Annotated in this window: 12 protein-coding genes; 9 read left to right on the top strand and 3 right to left on the bottom strand. The window is 65.4% G+C overall.

Annotation, left to right across the window (positions count from 1 at the left end; genetic code table 11):
- The first annotated feature begins 283 nt into the window (after positions 1 to 283).
- On the top strand, positions 284 to 1,630 hold the full coding sequence (locus CHB87_RS10465) for an ArnT family glycosyltransferase (protein ID WP_176441693.1): 1,347 nt from the start codon (positions 284 to 286) through the stop codon (positions 1,628 to 1,630).
- A gap of 71 nt (positions 1,631 to 1,701) precedes the next feature.
- On the opposite strand, the gene CHB87_RS10460 is transcribed toward CHB87_RS10465, so the two are convergent.
- Positions 1,702 to 2,682, bottom strand: a complete 981-nt coding sequence (locus CHB87_RS10460; protein WP_142988299.1) for a type I phosphomannose isomerase catalytic subunit — start codon at positions 2,680 to 2,682, stop codon at positions 1,702 to 1,704.
- 329 nt (positions 2,683 to 3,011) lie between these two features.
- On the opposite strand from CHB87_RS10460, the gene CHB87_RS10455 reads away from it, so the two are divergent.
- Positions 3,012 to 3,950 (top strand): acyl-CoA desaturase, encoded by a 939-nt coding sequence (locus CHB87_RS10455; RefSeq protein WP_176441712.1) that lies wholly within the window; start codon positions 3,012 to 3,014, stop codon positions 3,948 to 3,950.
- A 73-nt stretch (positions 3,951 to 4,023) separates the two neighbouring features.
- Here CHB87_RS10455 and CHB87_RS10450 read toward each other — a convergent pair whose 3' ends face one another.
- Both CHB87_RS10450 and CHB87_RS10445 read right to left on the bottom strand, forming a co-directional pair.
- Positions 4,024 to 5,670 carry a carboxylesterase/lipase family protein gene (locus CHB87_RS10450; RefSeq protein WP_089408647.1) on the bottom strand — a complete coding sequence of 549 codons (1,647 nt, stop codon included), beginning with the start codon at positions 5,668 to 5,670 and terminating at the stop codon, positions 4,024 to 4,026.
- 157 nt (positions 5,671 to 5,827) lie between these two features.
- Positions 5,828 to 6,934, bottom strand: a complete 1,107-nt coding sequence (locus CHB87_RS10445) for a lactonase family protein (RefSeq protein ID WP_245817929.1) — start codon at positions 6,932 to 6,934, stop codon at positions 5,828 to 5,830.
- Between the two features lie 108 nt (positions 6,935 to 7,042).
- On the opposite strand from CHB87_RS10445, the gene CHB87_RS10440 reads away from it, so the two are divergent.
- The 7 genes from CHB87_RS10440 to CHB87_RS10410 all read left to right on the top strand — a co-directional run bounded on the left by CHB87_RS10440 (position 7,043) and on the right by CHB87_RS10410 (position 15,528).
- On the top strand, positions 7,043 to 7,993 hold the full coding sequence (locus tag CHB87_RS10440) for a sensor histidine kinase (RefSeq protein WP_089408374.1): 951 nt from the start codon (positions 7,043 to 7,045) through the stop codon (positions 7,991 to 7,993).
- Positions 7,994 to 8,015: 22 nt separating this feature from the next.
- Positions 8,016 to 8,708 (top strand): MarC family protein, encoded by a 693-nt coding sequence (locus CHB87_RS10435; protein ID WP_089408373.1) that lies wholly within the window; start codon positions 8,016 to 8,018, stop codon positions 8,706 to 8,708.
- A 51-nt stretch (positions 8,709 to 8,759) separates the two neighbouring features.
- On the top strand, positions 8,760 to 9,506 hold the full coding sequence (locus CHB87_RS10430) for a response regulator transcription factor (protein ID WP_089408645.1): 747 nt from the start codon (positions 8,760 to 8,762) through the stop codon (positions 9,504 to 9,506).
- Between the two features lie 103 nt (positions 9,507 to 9,609).
- Entirely contained in the window at positions 9,610 to 9,804 is a 195-nt protein-coding gene (locus tag CHB87_RS10425) for a heavy-metal-associated domain-containing protein (protein ID WP_089408372.1), read from the top strand.
- Positions 9,801 to 12,116, top strand: coding sequence for a heavy metal translocating P-type ATPase (locus tag CHB87_RS10420; RefSeq protein WP_089408371.1), 2,316 nt, complete (start codon positions 9,801 to 9,803; stop codon positions 12,114 to 12,116). Before CHB87_RS10425 ends, CHB87_RS10420 begins: the two co-directional genes overlap by 4 nt.
- A 99-nt stretch (positions 12,117 to 12,215) precedes the next feature.
- Entirely contained in the window at positions 12,216 to 14,630 is a 2,415-nt protein-coding gene (locus CHB87_RS10415; protein ID WP_089408370.1) for an LptF/LptG family permease, read from the top strand.
- 109 nt (positions 14,631 to 14,739) lie between these two features.
- On the top strand, positions 14,740 to 15,528 hold the full coding sequence (locus CHB87_RS10410; RefSeq protein WP_089408644.1) for an FKBP-type peptidyl-prolyl cis-trans isomerase: 789 nt from the start codon (positions 14,740 to 14,742) through the stop codon (positions 15,526 to 15,528).
- The last annotated feature ends 7 nt before the right edge of the window (positions 15,529 to 15,535 follow it).

Raw genomic sequence — 15,535 nt, 5'->3', positions numbered from 1 at the left:
CTCCTGGAGTTCAGAGGGTTCGGAACCCATTTCAATCGACCGGGAAGTCAGCCTCATTGTTGTTTGGACGAGAAGAACGCTCGGCAGTTTCAAGGTACGTTTATCTTAATCCAGATGGCGCGGTCCACCATAGGTAACCGGAAAATGTTATGCAGCTTCAATCCGATTCACGATAGACTCAGTGGAAGAACAGCAGCAAGGAAAAGTAGCCATTCTGACCCAAACGAAGCAGCGCAATAGAGTTCAGGCGCATCCAATGCGCGGCGTCCCGGTCTCGCAGCCTATGAGACCGTTCGCGGCACTGAAGACGTTTTTGCTCGTCACCGACCTGAAGGTGTTTCTCCTCGGCACCGTCCTGCTGGCCATCTTTCTCCGGCTGGCCGTGGTTGCGTTTCTGATCCACGATGCGGCGTCGCAGGCGATCAACATCAACGACTTCGGCTGGGAGAGCTGGGAGATGGGCTGGACCGCCCGCAGCATCTTCCTCGGCCACGGCTTCAGCTCGCCGTTCCTGCCGACCAACACCGGCCCAACCGCGCTGGTTCCTCCGCTCTACCCCTACTTTCTGGCCGGCGTCTTCAAACTGCTCGGTCTCTACACGCTTAAATCGGCGTTCGCGGTGCTGGGCTTTAACAGTATCTGCTCGGCTCTGACCTGCCTGCCGCTTTATCTGCTGACGCGCAATGCGCTCACGGAGCGCGCGGGACGCATCGCCGCCTTCGGCTGGGCCGTCTATCCGTTCTCCATCTACTTCTCGGCCGACCGGGTGTGGGACTACGCGCTCACCGCGCTGCTCTTTAGCTGCTGCCTGCTGATGGCGCAGCGGCTTCATCTGCGCGGCCGCCTGGCGTGGGCAGGGTTCGGCCTGCTGTATGGCGTCGCCGTGCTGTCGAACCCGTCCATCGTCTCCATGCTGCCGGTGCTGCTGCTGATCGCGCTCTTCAAGGTCTGGCGCGTCGGCGGCGCGTGGTTCACCAAGGGACTGATCGCCTCGCTCGCCTTCATCGCGGTATGCACGCCCTGGACGATCCGCAATCAGCGCGTCATGCACGCCAGCTTCTTCATGCGCGACGGCTTCTGGCTGGAGTTCTACGCGGGCAACAACGGCGACACGCACGAGTCCAACTCCGCCTTCGCGCACCCGGCCAGCAACCCGGCCGAGATGGTGAAGTACGAGCAGATGGGCGAGATCGCCTACATGGCCTCGAAGCACGATCTGGCGGTGGACTTCGTCAAGCACCACCCGGGATTCTTCGCCGTCGCCACGGTGCGGCGCGTGGTGCGGTTCTGGACCGGCTTCTGGTCCTTCAGCCCCAGCTACCTGAAGTACGAGCCGTTCGACCTGCCCAACGTCCCTTTCTGCCTGGTGCTGATCTGGGCGCTGCAGCGCGGCATCCGCCGCTGGTGGCGGGAGAATCCGGGCTCGCTCGTGCCCTATCTCTGTGCGCTGATCCTCTTCCCGCTGCCGTACTACCTGACGCACGCCTCCATGGACTATCGCCAGCCGCTCGAACCGATGATCATCGTGCTCGTCACGGTCGGCTTCTTCGGGACGGGTTCGGATCGCCAGACCGAGCCGGACCAGAGCGAGTTCGAGCTGCAGAATGAGCAGGAACCCGTGCTCGCGTAACGATCTTCAGCCATGAAAGAGGCCGCTCGTCCATTCCGGACAAGCGGCCTCTTTTTTGCCCTCACGCCGCTCTACGCAGGCTCCGAGCAGCGCACGAAGGCGATATCCTCGCCCGCAACCGAGACCTCCAGGCCAGCCGGAACGATCACCGCCTGCCCTGCCGGCATCTCCACCGAGGCGCCATGCGCCGTCACCGTTGCGGTTCCCTTCAGACTCACGAGGCAGGATGCGCCGACCGCATCGAGCGCCATGGCGCCCTCGAAGCGGTCGACGATGAAGTACTGCTGGTCGATCAGGCGGGTGAAGCCGTGCATCGCGACCGGCGCGATCTTACCGGCTTTGGTCGAGGTGCTCGTGACGGCCAGACCGGCCTCCAGATGCAGCTCGCGCGGGCGGCCGTAGTCGTACAGCCGATAGGTGACGTCGCAGGTCTGCTGTGTCTCCAGCAGCACCACGCCAGGCCCGATCGCATGCACGGTGCCGGCGTCGACGAAGACCATATCGCCAACCTTCACCGGCACCTGCTCGATGAGCGACTCCATCGTGTTGTCCTTGGCCGCGGCGCCGAGCGCGGCGACATCGACGCCTGGCTTCAGCCCCAGCGCGACGGTCGCGCCGGGCTCGGCCTCGAGCACATACCAGCACTCGGTCTTGCCCCGCGCCACGCCCATGGCCTGCGCCTGCGCATCGTTCGGATGCACCTGCACGGAGAGCTTATCGTTCGGGAAAAGAATCTTGATGAGCAGCGGAAACTCGCCCTGGCTGGCCGGTCCGAGCAGCGCCGTACCCAGTTGTGCAGCCACCGCAGCCAACGTCTGGCCGGTAAACGGCCCTGTCTCGACGATGCAGTCCGGGCCGGTGAGCCACGCTTCTCCGACGAGTTCGTCGGTGCCCGTGGACGCATACCAGGGCTTCAGATCCGGCTTGCCCCAGATGCGTTTGCTGAAGACCGGCGCAAGGCGGAAGGGCATCAAAACCGCGTCAACCGGGCGGATATCGCTGAAGTCCTCGGCCAGGCCGCCTGTTCCCAAAGCTGTGTGATCCAACGTCATTCCCTCGTCTCCCGATGCAGAGTGATGCGCAGAGTCAGGATACCTGCAAGTTGCTCTGCCTGTTGTTTCTTAAGCTACCAAAGCTCGCGCATGCAATGTGTCAGGGGCCATTACAAAAGTCTTACAACGCCGCGCTGCAGCCCCTGATAGCTTTGTCGATAGCAACACCAGAGGAATCGAACGACATGACACCAGCAACGCTGAACACCGAATCCGAAGCGATCAAAGCTCCGAAAAAGAGCTACGAAGACACCGTCTGGGCGCCTGAGCACGAAGGTGTGATCCAGGACATCAGCAGCAACCACATCGCCAAGGCGCCGGTGATTCCGATGTCCGAGCGCGCGACCGCCAAGGCCGTAGCCGCCAAGGTGAAGCAGGACCTGCGCATGGGCCGCGAGCACCAGCAGGGACGCATCAACTGGATTACGTCGATCGCCATGGGCCTGTTCCATGTGGGCGCCATCGCCGCGTTCTTCTTCTTCTCGTGGGCGAATCTGGCGGTCTTCTTCGTCATGTACTTCCTCGCCATCAACGTGGGCATCGGCATGTGCTACCACCGCCTGCTGACGCACCGCGGCTACAAGACTCCGAAGTGGGTCGAGTACCTGATTACCGCCTGCGGCTGCCTCGCGCTTGAGGGCGGACCGATCTTCTGGGTGGCGACGCACCGCGTCCACCACCAGAACTCGGACCACGAAGGCGATCCGCACACGCCGCACGACGGTAGCTGGTGGGCGCACGCAGGCTGGATCCTCTCCGGCCGCGCCATGCACTCCGAGACCGCCCTGCTGGGCCGCTACGCCCCCGACCTGACCCGCGACAAGGGCCATGTCTGGCTCTCGAAGTTCCATTACCTGCCGCTGGTCGTCACGGGCCTGCTGCAGATTGCGCTCGGCGCGGCGATCGCCGCTCCCGGCCACCGCGTCGTCGGCGCGCTCGGCATGGTGCTGTGGGGCACCTTCCTCCGGACCACCATCGGCCTCCACGCGACCTGGCTCGTCAACTCGGCCAGCCACCTGTGGGGCCAGCGCCGCTTCGAGACCCGCGACGACTCGCGCAACAACTGGTGGGTCGCGCTCCTGACCGGCGGCGAGGGCTGGCACAACAACCACCACGCCCACCCGGTCAGCGCGCGCCATGGCCTCGCCTGGTACGAGTTCGACATCAACTACTACGGCATCTGGGTGCTCTCGAAGATCGGCCTCGCCGAAAAGGTCCAGATCGCGAAGTTCGACAAACTCAACCCCAAGCCGGCCGGCACCAACTAACTCCTGCCGCCGAAACAAAAAGCCGCCATCCGAAAGGGTGGCGGCTTTTGTTTTGTCATTCCCGCGGTGCGACCTAAGCCGTACCCGGCTGGCGATAGTGCGCCTCCGCCACCATCCGCCGTTCCTCCCCACGTGGGTCGTCCTGCACCTTCGAGACGCGATCGAAGAGCATCGTGCTCCGCGCCTTCAGGTCGTAGGTCGGCCACTTCGGCATGCCTGCGCCATTCGGATCCCCGGTCTTCGCAAACCGGATCAGCATGGTCGACATCAACGTCGCAAGCGGCTGGGCAGCGGCGATGTCCGCCTCCGTCGCGCCGATCATTCCGGGCGAGAGCTTCAGGTTGTCGAAGACAAACGCAATGTCGATCGTGTGCGGCGCGCGGCCGTCGGCGGTCGGCGAGCCGTAGTCCATCTGGTAGACCCATGTCCGCTTCGCGCTCTCCGGATTCGCGGCGCGACGTTCGGCCTCGATCACCTGCCCCGGCCCTGACCGGAACGCAGCCGTGGCGGCGATGAAGACGTCGACCGGCTGGTACGCCGGGTAGAGTTCGCGGTAGCGCTTCACGATGGCCTCCGGCGTGTACGGCCCCATGAACTCCTTCAGCGCCGGACCGAGCTGCGCCGGAAGCTGCTCCCACGTAAGCGAAGCCATGCGCCAGGCGTTGCCGCCCTGCAGCTCGTCTTTTGTATTGCCTAAGATCATCGGCACGGATAAAGACTGCGGCGGCGCGTCCGGATCGAAGGGATCGCGCGGCAGCACGCCGCCGTCCATCACGGGCAGCCATGCGCCGGTGGTGGGCGCGCCCTTCTGCACCTGCTCCATGGTCAGGGCGTCGAGCTTCGCAGCGGTGATCTCGCCGGTGATGCCCATGGCGGCAAGCGCGGCCTTCGCCCGCTCCGTCGCGAGCCGCTTCGGCGCGGCCCAGACCTGCTGGCCCGACATCGTCAGCACGCGGTGGAAAAGACCCTTCGCGGCGGGCATCGCCATCAGTGTGGCGCACTTGGCGCCGCCGCCGGATTGACCGAAGATCGTGACCGAGCCGGGATCGCCGCCGAACTCCGCGATGTTGTCGCGCACCCACTGGAGCGCGAGCACCAGGTCGAGCTGGCCCACGTTGCCGGAGTCCTTGTACTCCGGTCCGGCCAATTCGCCGAGGTAGAGGTAGCCGAAGGCGTTCAAACGGTGGTTGACCGTGACGACAACCACGTCCCCGCGCCGCGCCAGCCGCGCGCCGTCGTAGAGCTCCGCGTTCACCGTGCCGTTGTTGTACGCGCCGCCGTGGATGTAGAAGAGCACCGGCCGCTTCCTGCCGTCGCGCAGGCCGGGCGTCCAGACGTTGACGTGCAGGCAGTCCTCTCTCTGCGGTCCGAGATCGGGCGGCAGGTGGTAGTGCTTTTCGGCCTCGCCGGAGACGCGCGCGCCGCGATCCGCCTGCTGCTGCGGCGCGCGCGCCGGCCAGGCAGTGCATTGCAGCGGGGTCTTCCACGGCGCGGGTGGAACCGGCGGCCTGAAGCGCGTCGTCCGGGTATCCGCGCCGTAGGGGATGCCCTGGAAGACGAAGATGCCCGCGTCCGCACGGCCCAGCACCTTGCCCGCGCGAGTCGCGGCGATGGGCTGCTGATCGGGATAGGCCAAGGCCAGCGGCTGGCTCACGAACGGCTGCGCGGCGGCGACGAGACCGGCGTACTGCAGCAGGGTGCGGCGGGAGACGGGTTTCATGGTCGGACCAATCCTCTTCAGATCTTCGCCGACCATCTTAGCCTGAAAGCCGCCTGGCATGTGTGAGCCGATCGGACGGGATCGGCAACCTGAACAAAAAGCAGATCCTTCGCTGCGCTCAGGATGACAGGCTTTTTTTGCAGGGATCCTGAAAGAGCTACCTGCCCCACCAGGCCAAACCGTCGGGTTCGCGGCCGGCATCGATCTTTGCGATCATCTCCAGCCGTTCCAGATCGACGACCGCGACGTAGTGGTCGCGCGGGCAGGCGATGAAGGCCCGCTTGCCGTCCGGCTGAACCTGGATGCCGGATGCGCCGCGCTCTTCGATGGGAATGCGCTTGACCACTTGCCGTGTGTGCGCGTCGACGACAACCAAATCCTTGCCGGTGTGCGTCGTAATGAGCACGAGCTTGCCGTCGGGAGTAAACTTCAGCCGGTTCGCACCCACTACATCCGGCGTGATCGTCGCTATTGTCGTCGCCGGCTCCAGAACGCCATCCAAAAGCAACTCGTCAGGCCGGGCCCGGTGTCCCGCCCTTCGCTTGTGGTCAAAGCCAAACCTGATCACGGAGATTGTCCCGTCCGCGGCACCAACCCAGACATCGCGCTCGTCCGGGGAGACGGCAAAGCCCTCCGCACCGGCTCCGTCCGGGATGAGCGTATGCTTCCAGCCCGGAACGCTATAAGACGCTGGAGCGGCAGGCGCGCCCGGAACCATCACGGGTAAGCCCCCCAGCGTCCGCCCGAAGACGCTGAGCGTACCTGAGCCGGCGTTTGAAGCGATGACCCACCATCCGCTACGTGATACCCAGACAAGATGCGTCTTGTCCTGCCCCGTGCCGAGCACGGACTCCACTTTACCGGTCACCGGGTCGAGCGTCGCCACCGCCTTCGAACCCTCCGCCGTAAACCAGAGCTTGCCTTCGTGAACGAACAGACCATGCGCGCCACGTAGCGGGGTGATGTCGATCGGCGGCAGCGGCTTGCGGCCGATCAGATCGACCACCGCAAGCGTGTGCAGCGTGCCTTCGCCGTAGTTCGAGACATAAGCGGTGCGTCCGTCCGGGCCAACGACCACCTCATGCGGGTCTTCACCGATCGGAACCTGCGCGATCACCTTCAGGGTATCGGCGTCCACAATGGCCAGGGCATGGCTCTGCTTGGTGACAACCAGCAGCGCGCCGTGCTCCGGCTGCTGCGCGACGGCGGCGAAGTTGAGGAATACGGCGGCGGCGAACGCCAGCCCAAGGCTACGGATGTTCATGGTTGCTCCCTTTTCTGCCTCCCTAGGCTAACCCGGCGAGCGCCCGGCGTTGTACTCTACTGCTATCAGGGCAGCCGTAAGCCAGAGACGAAGCCGACTATTTCGACCATGAATATCTCACGCCGCCGCGGAGCCATCGCCACCTTCATCACGCTCGGCGTGCTGCTCTGCGGGTTGGCGATCACGCTGAACATCGGCTGGATCGTGCTGAACGAGGCGCGGCTGCTCTACATGATCCTCGGCATCATCCTCTTCGCCGTGCTGGTGGCGGGCGTGGTGCTGAATACGATCTTCCTCGTGCGCGAGATTCGCCGGAACGAACGGCAGGACTCGTTTCTGAACGCCGTCACGCACGAGTTGAAGACGCCCATCGCCAGCATCCGGCTGTATCTCGAAACCCTGCAACGGCGTTCGACCACCGAGGAGCAGAAGCAGGAGTTTTACAAGATCATGCACGCCGACTCCGACCGTCTGCTCGCGACGGTGGAGCAGGTGTTGAAGGCCGGCGAGCTGGGCCAGCGCATCCGCCAGCAGAACAAGACCCTGATCGACATCGAGCCGCTGGTGGCCGAGTGCGTGGCGACGACGCTGCGCCGGCATCGCCTTTCGCCGGAAGCGGTAGTGCTCGAACCCGTCCCCGGCGCCGTCAAGCTGCGCGTCGTAGGCGTCGCCGAGGATCTGCGGATCGCCCTGCTGAACCTGCTCGACAACGCCGTGAAGTACTCGCCCGATGGCGTGAAGGTGCGGGTGGCGCTGTCGATCGCGGACTACAGCTTTGTGAAGATCGCGGTGACGGACCAGGGCGTGGGCATCCCGGCCGACCAGTTGAAGCGCATCTTCAACCGCTTCTACCGGATTCCGGGCCGGTACTCGGTCAAGATCAAGGGCACGGGCATCGGGCTGTTCCTCGTCCGCACGATTGCGCGGCAGCATGGCGGCAAGGTGACGGCGGCCAGCCCTGGCTCTCGACAGGGTTCGACGCTCAGCCTGGAGCTTCCGCTTGCGGGAAACGACTCCGCGCTGCCGGAGCAAAACTCCGGCGTGCATCGCATTGCGTAGCCGCATGATCTAACCTTGTACGATGCTTGTCTGGGAATCATTTTTACTGGCCTTCAGCGCGCTGCTGCCGCTCATCAACCCGCTGGGTTCGGCGCTGGTCTTCCTCGGCCTGGTGGGGGACGCGCCGGTGGAGGTTTACCGGTCGCTGGCGCGGCGGATCGCCATCAACACGATCATCTTCCTCGCGGTCATTGAGCTGCTGGGCTCGGCGCTGCTGAACTTCTTCGGCATCTCCCTGCCCATCGTGCAGCTCTCGGGCGGCATGGTGATCGCCGCCATGGCATGGGGCCTGCTGAACGAGCCGGACGCCGGCGCCAACGCACGCAACAAGCAGGAGGAGATCGAGGTGCGCACCGAACCCGACGCACGTGCGCTCGAGGAAAAGGCCTTCTACCCGTTCACCTTTCCCGTCACCGCCGGTCCGGGCACGCTGGTCGTCACGCTGACGCTGACCGCGCACGCCTCCGACCCGGTGCTCTCGCACAACATCGAGAACCACCTGGGCATCTTCGCCGCGGCGATCGTGCTGAGCGCGTTGGTCTACCTCTGCTACGCATATGCGCCGACGATCACACGAGCGATTCCGCCGTCGACCGCGCATGGATTCCTGCGCGTGGTGGCGTTCATTCTGCTCTGCATCGGCGTGCAGATCGGTTGGAACGGCCTGTCGGTGCTGCTCGGCAGTCTTATGCAGCGCGCGCATCTTGGCGGGTGATGAGCAAAACGATATAGCTCTCCATTCGGCATCCGGACGATAATGGAGTTCATGGACTCGCCCGCACCGCTGATCGTACTCGTCGAAGACGAAGACCACCTCGCCCAGGGGCTGATCTTCAACCTGCAGGCCGAGGGCTACCGCACGCGGCATGAGGCCGACGGCGAGGCCGCGCTCACCTGGCTGCTCGAGACCACCGAGAACATCGGCGCCATCCTGCTCGACGTCATGCTGCCGGGCAAGGACGGCTTCGAGATCGTCGCCGCGCTGCGCGAGCATGAGCGCTACTTCCCCGTCCTGATGCTGACCGCGCGTTCGCGACCCGAGGATGTGCTCGAAGGCCTGAACGCCGGCGCGGACGACTACCTGCCCAAGCCCTTCGACCTGTCGCTGCTGCTCGTCCGGCTGAAGACGCTGATGCGCCGCGCGAGCTGGCAGCTTCCAGCTCCCGCCGCCGCGCCACCGCCGCCGAAGCCCTCGCAGGACCACTACGACTTCAACGGGCGGTCGATCCACTTCGACACGCTGGAACTGCAGGGCCCGGAGGGCAAGATCACCCACCTGACCGTGATGGAGGCCGACCTGCTCCGCTACCTGACCGACCGCGAAGGAGCCATCGTGCCGCGCAAGGACATCCTCGAGCAGGTGTGGCGCGTTCACGAGGACACCGACACGCGCGCGATCGACAACTTCATCGTCCGGCTGCGGCGCTACATCGAAGACGACCCAAGCGCGCCGGCCCATCTGCTCACGGTGCGCGGCGTCGGCTATCGGTTCATGGCGGCGCCGCAGGGATAACCGCCTCGTGTTTTGGTTGTCATCCTTCGCGAAGCGGAGGATCTGCTTCCGTCCTTATCGCCGACGTTCGCACCGCACCGAAACCCAGGAGCATCCAATTTCCATGACGACGACTCTGAAGATCGAAAATATGCACTGCGGCGCCTGTGTTCGCCGCGTCACCATGGCGCTGAACAAGCTGCCCGGCACGCAGGTGGAAGAGGTCCAGATCGGCGCGGCGCGCATTGCGACGACGGCGACTCCGCCTGAGATTCTCGCGGCGCTCGACAAGGCGGGCTACCCGGCCCGCGTCGAATGAGCGGCGCGGTCGAGACCGTCACGCTTCCCATCGGCGGCATGACCTGCGCCTCCTGCCAGGGCCATGTGGAGCGCGCGCTGCGCGAGCTGCCCGGCGTCGCGTCGGCCGAGGTCAGCCTGCTGGCGAACCGTGCGACCGTTCGCTACGATCCCGCCGGAACGACGATGCAGGCGATGCAGCAGGCGGTGGAAGAGGCGGGTTACGAGTGCCCTTTGCCCGGCGCCTCCGACGGCGCCAATCCCCACAGCCACATGGACATGGACCATATGAACATGATGGCGATGGACATGGCCGAGACCCATACCGGCCTGCGGGCGGTGCTGGCGCTCATCGCGGCTGCGGTCGCCATGGCGCTTTCCATGCCGCTGATGATGGCGTCCGACACCGCCGATCCCCTGCTCAACTGGATGAACCGGCTGCTGATGCCGGTGATGCCCGCCGTGCTGATGCAGCTTCCCGCCGCGCCCATCCGCTGGCTGCTGCTGGCGATGACCGTCGCGGTCATGCTCTTCTGCAGCCCCGAGACCTACCTGCGCGCATGGCAGGCCGCGCGGCATCGTTCGACGAACATGAACACGCTGGTCGCCATCGGCACGCTGGCGGCGCTGGGCTACTCGGCGACGGCGACCATCGCGCCAAGCCTCTTCCTGCGCCACGGCCTGGCGCCCGATGTCTACTACGAGGCGGTGCTCTTCATCCTGGCGTTCCTGCTGGTCGGCAGCGTGCTGGATGCACGTGCCCGCACCCGCACGCAGGACGCCCTGACCGGATTTGCGCAGTTGCAATCCAGCTCCGCGCGCGTGCTGCGCAACGGCGTCGAGACCGAGGTCCAGATCGCCGAGGTACGGCCTGGCGACACCGTCCAACTGCGTCCCGGCGAGCGCGTGCCGGTCGATGGCGTCGTGCTCACCGGCTCATCCACGGTGGACGAGTCCCTGCTCACCGGCGAGTCCCACCCGGTCCTGAAGGAGCCGGGCGGCAAGCTCATCGGCGGCTCGATCAACCTCGACGGACCGCTGACCCTGACAGCGACCACGCTCGGCGCGGCCAGCGTACTCTCCCAGCTCAGCCGCCTGCTGGCCGACGCCCAGGCCAGCCGCGCGCCCATGCAGAAGCTGGCCGACCGCGCCTCCGCCATCTTCGTCCCGGCCGTCTTGGGACTGGCCGCGCTGACCTTTGCGGCGTGGCTGGTCTTCGCGCCGGATCATTCCCTGCCGCGCGCCTTTGGTATCGCGATTGCCGTGCTGGTCATCGCGTGCCCCTGTGCGATGGGGCTCGCCGTGCCCGCCGCCTTGACCGTGGGGATCGGCCGCGCGGCGCAGCTCGGCTTCCTGGTGAAGAACGGCGAGGCGCTCGAACGGCTGGCGAAGACCGACACGGTTGCGCTCGACAAGACCGGCACGCTGACGCTCGGCCAGCCGCGCATCGTCTCGGCAGACTTAGCCGCGGGAGTGGATGAAGATGCCCTGCTCGGCCTTGCCGCGGCGCTGGAGAAGCACTCGGAACACCCGCTGGCGAGGGCCGTGATCGCTTACGCCGCAGACCGTCCGTTGCCTGCGCTGTCGGCCGTGAAGACGATTCCGGGGCAAGGAATTACGGCCAGCTTCGAGAACCAGCCAGTCGCCATCGGCAACGCTGCTCTGCTCACCGGCCTCGGCGTTCCGCTCGCGACGCTGGGGCAGGACGGTAATGCGACTGCCCTTTATCTGGCCATCGGCGACCGCCACGTCCTGACGCTGCGCGCGGAGGATACGCTCCGGCCCACGGCTGCGTCGGCCATCGCACAGCTACGCGCGCTGCACATCACGCCGCAGATGCTGACCGGCGACAACCCCGCGACCGCCGCAGCCATCGCCGCCGAGGCCGGGCTTACCCCGCAGGAGACCGCCGCCGGACTCCTGCCTGCCGGGAAGCTGGAGCGAATCAAGCAGCTCCAGCAGGCAGGCCGGGTCGTCGCCATGGCGGGCGACGGGCTGAACGACGCCGCAGCGCTCGCCCAGGCCGACACCGGTCTCGCCATGGGCGGCGACGCGGGCACCGACCTGACGCGCGGGGCCGCCGACCTCGTCCTGCTGACACCCGACCTGACGGCTATCCCCGCAAGCATTCGGCTCGCGCGCCGCACCGTCAAGACGATGCGGCAGAATCTCGGCTGGGCCGTCGGCTACAACGCGCTGGGGCTGCCGATCGCGGCGGGTGTGCTGTATCCGCACTTCCACATCCTGCTCAGCCCAATTCTGGCCTCGGCGGCGATGGCGCTTTCGAGCACGTCAGTGCTGCTGAATTCGCTGCGGCTGCGCCGGTTCCGCTGATTGCAAGCGACAAAACCGGATCCTCCGCGAGGAGGATAAACAAGAAAAGCGAAGACAACATATCATCGAAGGAGTACACGGTCCTCCCCGTTCCAAACGATGCGCATTCTCACCCGTTACATCCTCGGCGAAGTCCTCTCCCACGCGTTGCTGGGTGGTGTGCTGTTTACATTTGTGCTGTTCATGCGCATCATCGGCAAGCTGCTGGAGCTGCTGGTGAACGGGACCGCCTCGGTTCCCGACGTAGCGCGAATGATTCTCTACACCTTGCCCGGCTTCCTGACCGTGACGATTCCCATGGCCGTGCTGGTCGGCATTCTGCTGGGGCTTTCACGGCTGGCGTCGGACTCCGAAATTACGGCGATGCGCGCGGCAGGCATGGGCGCGTTGGACTTCGTCCGCATCATCAGCATTCTGTCGACGGTCGCGCTGGCGCTGGGCCTGCTGAACACGCTCTACCTCGAGCCGAAGGGCGCCGCCAGCCTGCTTGCGCTGGAGGATTCGCTGAAGTCCTCGCAGGGCAGCTTCGAGGTGCAGCCGCGCGTCTTCTACGAGAACTTCAAGAACTACGTGCTGTATGTGCAGGATGTGAAGCCGGTCGCCGGCGCGGCGATCTGGAAGCACGTCTTCCTCGCCGACCTGACCAAGCCCGCGACCCCGCACATCACGACGGCGGACCAGGCGCTGGTCACACCCGGCGGACCGGGCACGCTGACACTGCATCTGCGCGACGGCAGCCAGCACGACATCTCGACCAAGGATCCGAACCAGTACAACATCAGCACCTTCGCCACGACCGAGATGCCGATCCAGACCGGCGCGCAGGAGGACACGCACATCTCGCGGTCCGATACCGTGAATCTTGCGCTTCCGCTCGACCGCCTGTTAGCGCTGGCAAGCACCGGCAGCCACAGCACGCCCGCGCAGGTCGCCGCCGCGCGACCCTACCGGATCGAGTTCAACCGGCGCTTCTCGTATCCGTTCGCCTGCCTGGTGCTGATGCTGGTCGGCGTGCCGTTGGGACTGTCGTCGAAGCGCGGCGGCAAATCGACCGGCTTTGTGCTGACGATTTTGCTGGTCTTCGTCTACTACTTCCTGTCGTCGGTGGGGGTCGCGCTGGCGAAGCAGGGCAAGCTGTCGCCGTTTCTCGGCGTCTGGGGCGCGAACCTGATCTTCGCCGCGGCGGGCGCGCTGCTGCTGCAGCAGATGTCGCGGGGCGGCGTGGCGCTGAGCCTGGTATCGACCATCGGCGTCTGGCTGAAGAGCGCGCTGGACCGGCTGCGGCCCAACCGCGAGCGCGCCGAGAACGCCAGCCGCGAGCACAAGACCACCGCGCAGCGCTTTCGCGGCGCCTTCCACACCCGCTTTCCGCTCATTCTGGACGACTATATTTTGCGCGAATACGCGGCAAACTTCGCGCTCGTGCTGGGTTCATTTTCGACGCTCTTCCTGATCTTCACGTTCTTCGAGCTGATCGGCGACATCATCCGCAACCGCTCGGCGCTGGTGACGGTCGGCGACTACCTGCTGAACCTGATTCCCTACATCCTCTATAACGTCACGCCGCTGTGCTCGCTGGTGGCGGTGCTCATTACCTTCGGCGCGCTGTCGAAGACCTCCGAGCTGACGGCGATGAAGTCCGCCGGGCTTTCGCTCTACCGCATCGTCGCGCCCGTGCTGGTGCTGACGGCGGTGATCGCCTGCGCGCTCTTCGCCTTCGACGAGTTCTACCTGCCCGCCGCGAACCGCCGGCAGGAGGCGCTGCGATCCGAGATCAAGGGCAAGCCGGCCCAGACCTTCCTGCGCCCCGATCGCAAGTGGATCTCCGGCCAGAGCTCGCTGCCGCCCGAACAGGCCTTCAACAGCGTGCGCGTCGAGCATCCCGGCGGACCAGCGCGCGTCTTCTACTACCAGTTCTTCGACCCCGACAAGAATGTCTTCGCCAACCTGACCGTCTTCGAGCTGGATCCGCACAGCTTCACCCTGACCCGGCGCATCTTCGCCGCCAGCGCGCGCTGGGACGACAAGGTGAACGGCTGGATCTTCGAAAACGGCTGGGAACGCACCTTCTCCGGCGAGTCCACGGCTGGCTATAACTCGTTCAGCCTCAGCACCTTCCCCGAAATTCACGAGCAACCGGGATACTTCAAGAAGGAAGACCGGCAGTCGCAGGAGATGAGCTTTGGCGAGCTCTCCGGCTACATCGCCGACCTGCGTCAGTCCGGCTTCGACACCAAGCGGCTGAGCGTGCAGCTCAACCGCAAGATCGCCTATCCGGCCATCACGCTGGTGATGGCGATCCTGGCGATTCCCTTTTCGCTCTCAGCCGGTAAGCGCGGCGGGGTGGCCGGATTCGCTATCGCGATCCTGATGGCGATCTCGTACCTCGCCGTCGCCGGGTTGTTCGAGGCGATGGGCAACGTCAATACGCTGCCCCCCGCGCTGGCCGCGTGGACGCCGGATGCCTTGTTCGCGCTGGCCGGCGGCTACCTGCTGCTGCGTACGCCGACCTAAAAAAAAGAGGCTTAACACCGATTTTCACCGATTGAACCGATCAGAACGGTGTTTGATCTCTTCAGATCGGTGTTAAGCCTTTGGCGGTTCGGGTATTATGGGTGCAATCATGAAGCCTTCCGCCGGACTCCTTCTGCTCTCCTTTGCCGTGCCTGCGCTTGCGCAGACCGCCGCAACCGCCCCTCACGTCAAGTCCACGACCACGCCCGTGCACAAGGCTGCGACGGCTGCCGCTCCGGCTGCCTGCGCCAAGCTGCCGGAGCTGTCGACGAAGATCCCCGCCCTGCCCGCAGGTACGCCCTGCGCCAAGCCGCTTTACACCATCACGACCCAGCCGACGGTCAAGCTGGAATACATCTCTCCTGTCGCCGATCCCGGCCTGAAGGAGGCGCTCGGCCTCGAGTCGACGAGCTTCTCGCTGCTCTACCAGGATACGAAGGTCGGCACGGGCATCGCCGCCGCGGGCTATAAGTACTACACGCTGCACTACTCGGGCTACCTGCTGGACGGCACGAAGTTCGATTCGTCGCTCGATCGCGGCGAGCCGATCAGCATTCCGTACGGCGAGCACCAGGTCATCCCCGGCTGGGACACCGGCTTTGGCGGCATGAAGGTCGGCGGCAAGCGCCGTCTCATCATCCCCTTCCAGCTCGCTTACGGCACGACCGCGCATGGTCCGATTCCGGCCAAGTCGACGCTGGTCTTCGACGTCGAGCTGGTCTCGGTTTCGAACACGCCTCCCGCGCCGAAGACGCCTCCGGCTCCGCCCGCAGGCTCGACGCCTCCGCCGGCCGCTGGCGCCGCTCCGGCCAAGCCTGCTATGACGCCCCCTCCGGCAGCAACGCCCGCTCCTGCCGCGGCGCCGGCGACCCCGCCGGCAACATCCGCGAAACCCTAACCGCGTT

Origin of the sequence: Granulicella rosea (assembly GCF_900188085.1) — a bacterium.
GTDB classification, from domain to species: domain Bacteria; phylum Acidobacteriota; class Terriglobia; order Terriglobales; family Acidobacteriaceae; genus Edaphobacter; species Edaphobacter rosea.
Note: the sequence above shows the minus strand (reverse complement) of the source record. Positions and strands in the feature narration are given on the sequence as shown.

Bases quoted from the DNA above. Each gene is read 5' to 3' on its own strand.
- CHB87_RS10465 (WP_176441693.1), top strand. From the start codon at position 284: ATGAGACCGTTCGCGGCACTGAAGACGTTTTTGCTCGTCACCGACCTG.
- CHB87_RS10460 (WP_142988299.1), bottom strand. From the start codon at position 2,682: ATGACGTTGGATCACACAGCTTTGGGAACAGGCGGCCTGGCCGAGGAC.
- CHB87_RS10455 (WP_176441712.1), top strand. From the start codon at position 3,012: ATGTCCGAGCGCGCGACCGCCAAGGCCGTAGCCGCCAAGGTGAAGCAG.
- CHB87_RS10450 (WP_089408647.1), bottom strand. From the start codon at position 5,670: ATGAAACCCGTCTCCCGCCGCACCCTGCTGCAGTACGCCGGTCTCGTC.
- CHB87_RS10445 (WP_245817929.1), bottom strand. From the start codon at position 6,934: ATGAACATCCGTAGCCTTGGGCTGGCGTTCGCCGCCGCCGTATTCCTC.
- CHB87_RS10440 (WP_089408374.1), top strand. From the start codon at position 7,043: ATGAATATCTCACGCCGCCGCGGAGCCATCGCCACCTTCATCACGCTC.
- CHB87_RS10435 (WP_089408373.1), top strand. From the start codon at position 8,016: ATGCTTGTCTGGGAATCATTTTTACTGGCCTTCAGCGCGCTGCTGCCG.
- CHB87_RS10430 (WP_089408645.1), top strand. From the start codon at position 8,760: ATGGACTCGCCCGCACCGCTGATCGTACTCGTCGAAGACGAAGACCAC.
- CHB87_RS10425 (WP_089408372.1), top strand. From the start codon at position 9,610: ATGACGACGACTCTGAAGATCGAAAATATGCACTGCGGCGCCTGTGTT.
- CHB87_RS10420 (WP_089408371.1), top strand. From the start codon at position 9,801: ATGAGCGGCGCGGTCGAGACCGTCACGCTTCCCATCGGCGGCATGACC.
- CHB87_RS10415 (WP_089408370.1), top strand. From the start codon at position 12,216: ATGCGCATTCTCACCCGTTACATCCTCGGCGAAGTCCTCTCCCACGCG.
- CHB87_RS10410 (WP_089408644.1), top strand. From the start codon at position 14,740: ATGAAGCCTTCCGCCGGACTCCTTCTGCTCTCCTTTGCCGTGCCTGCG.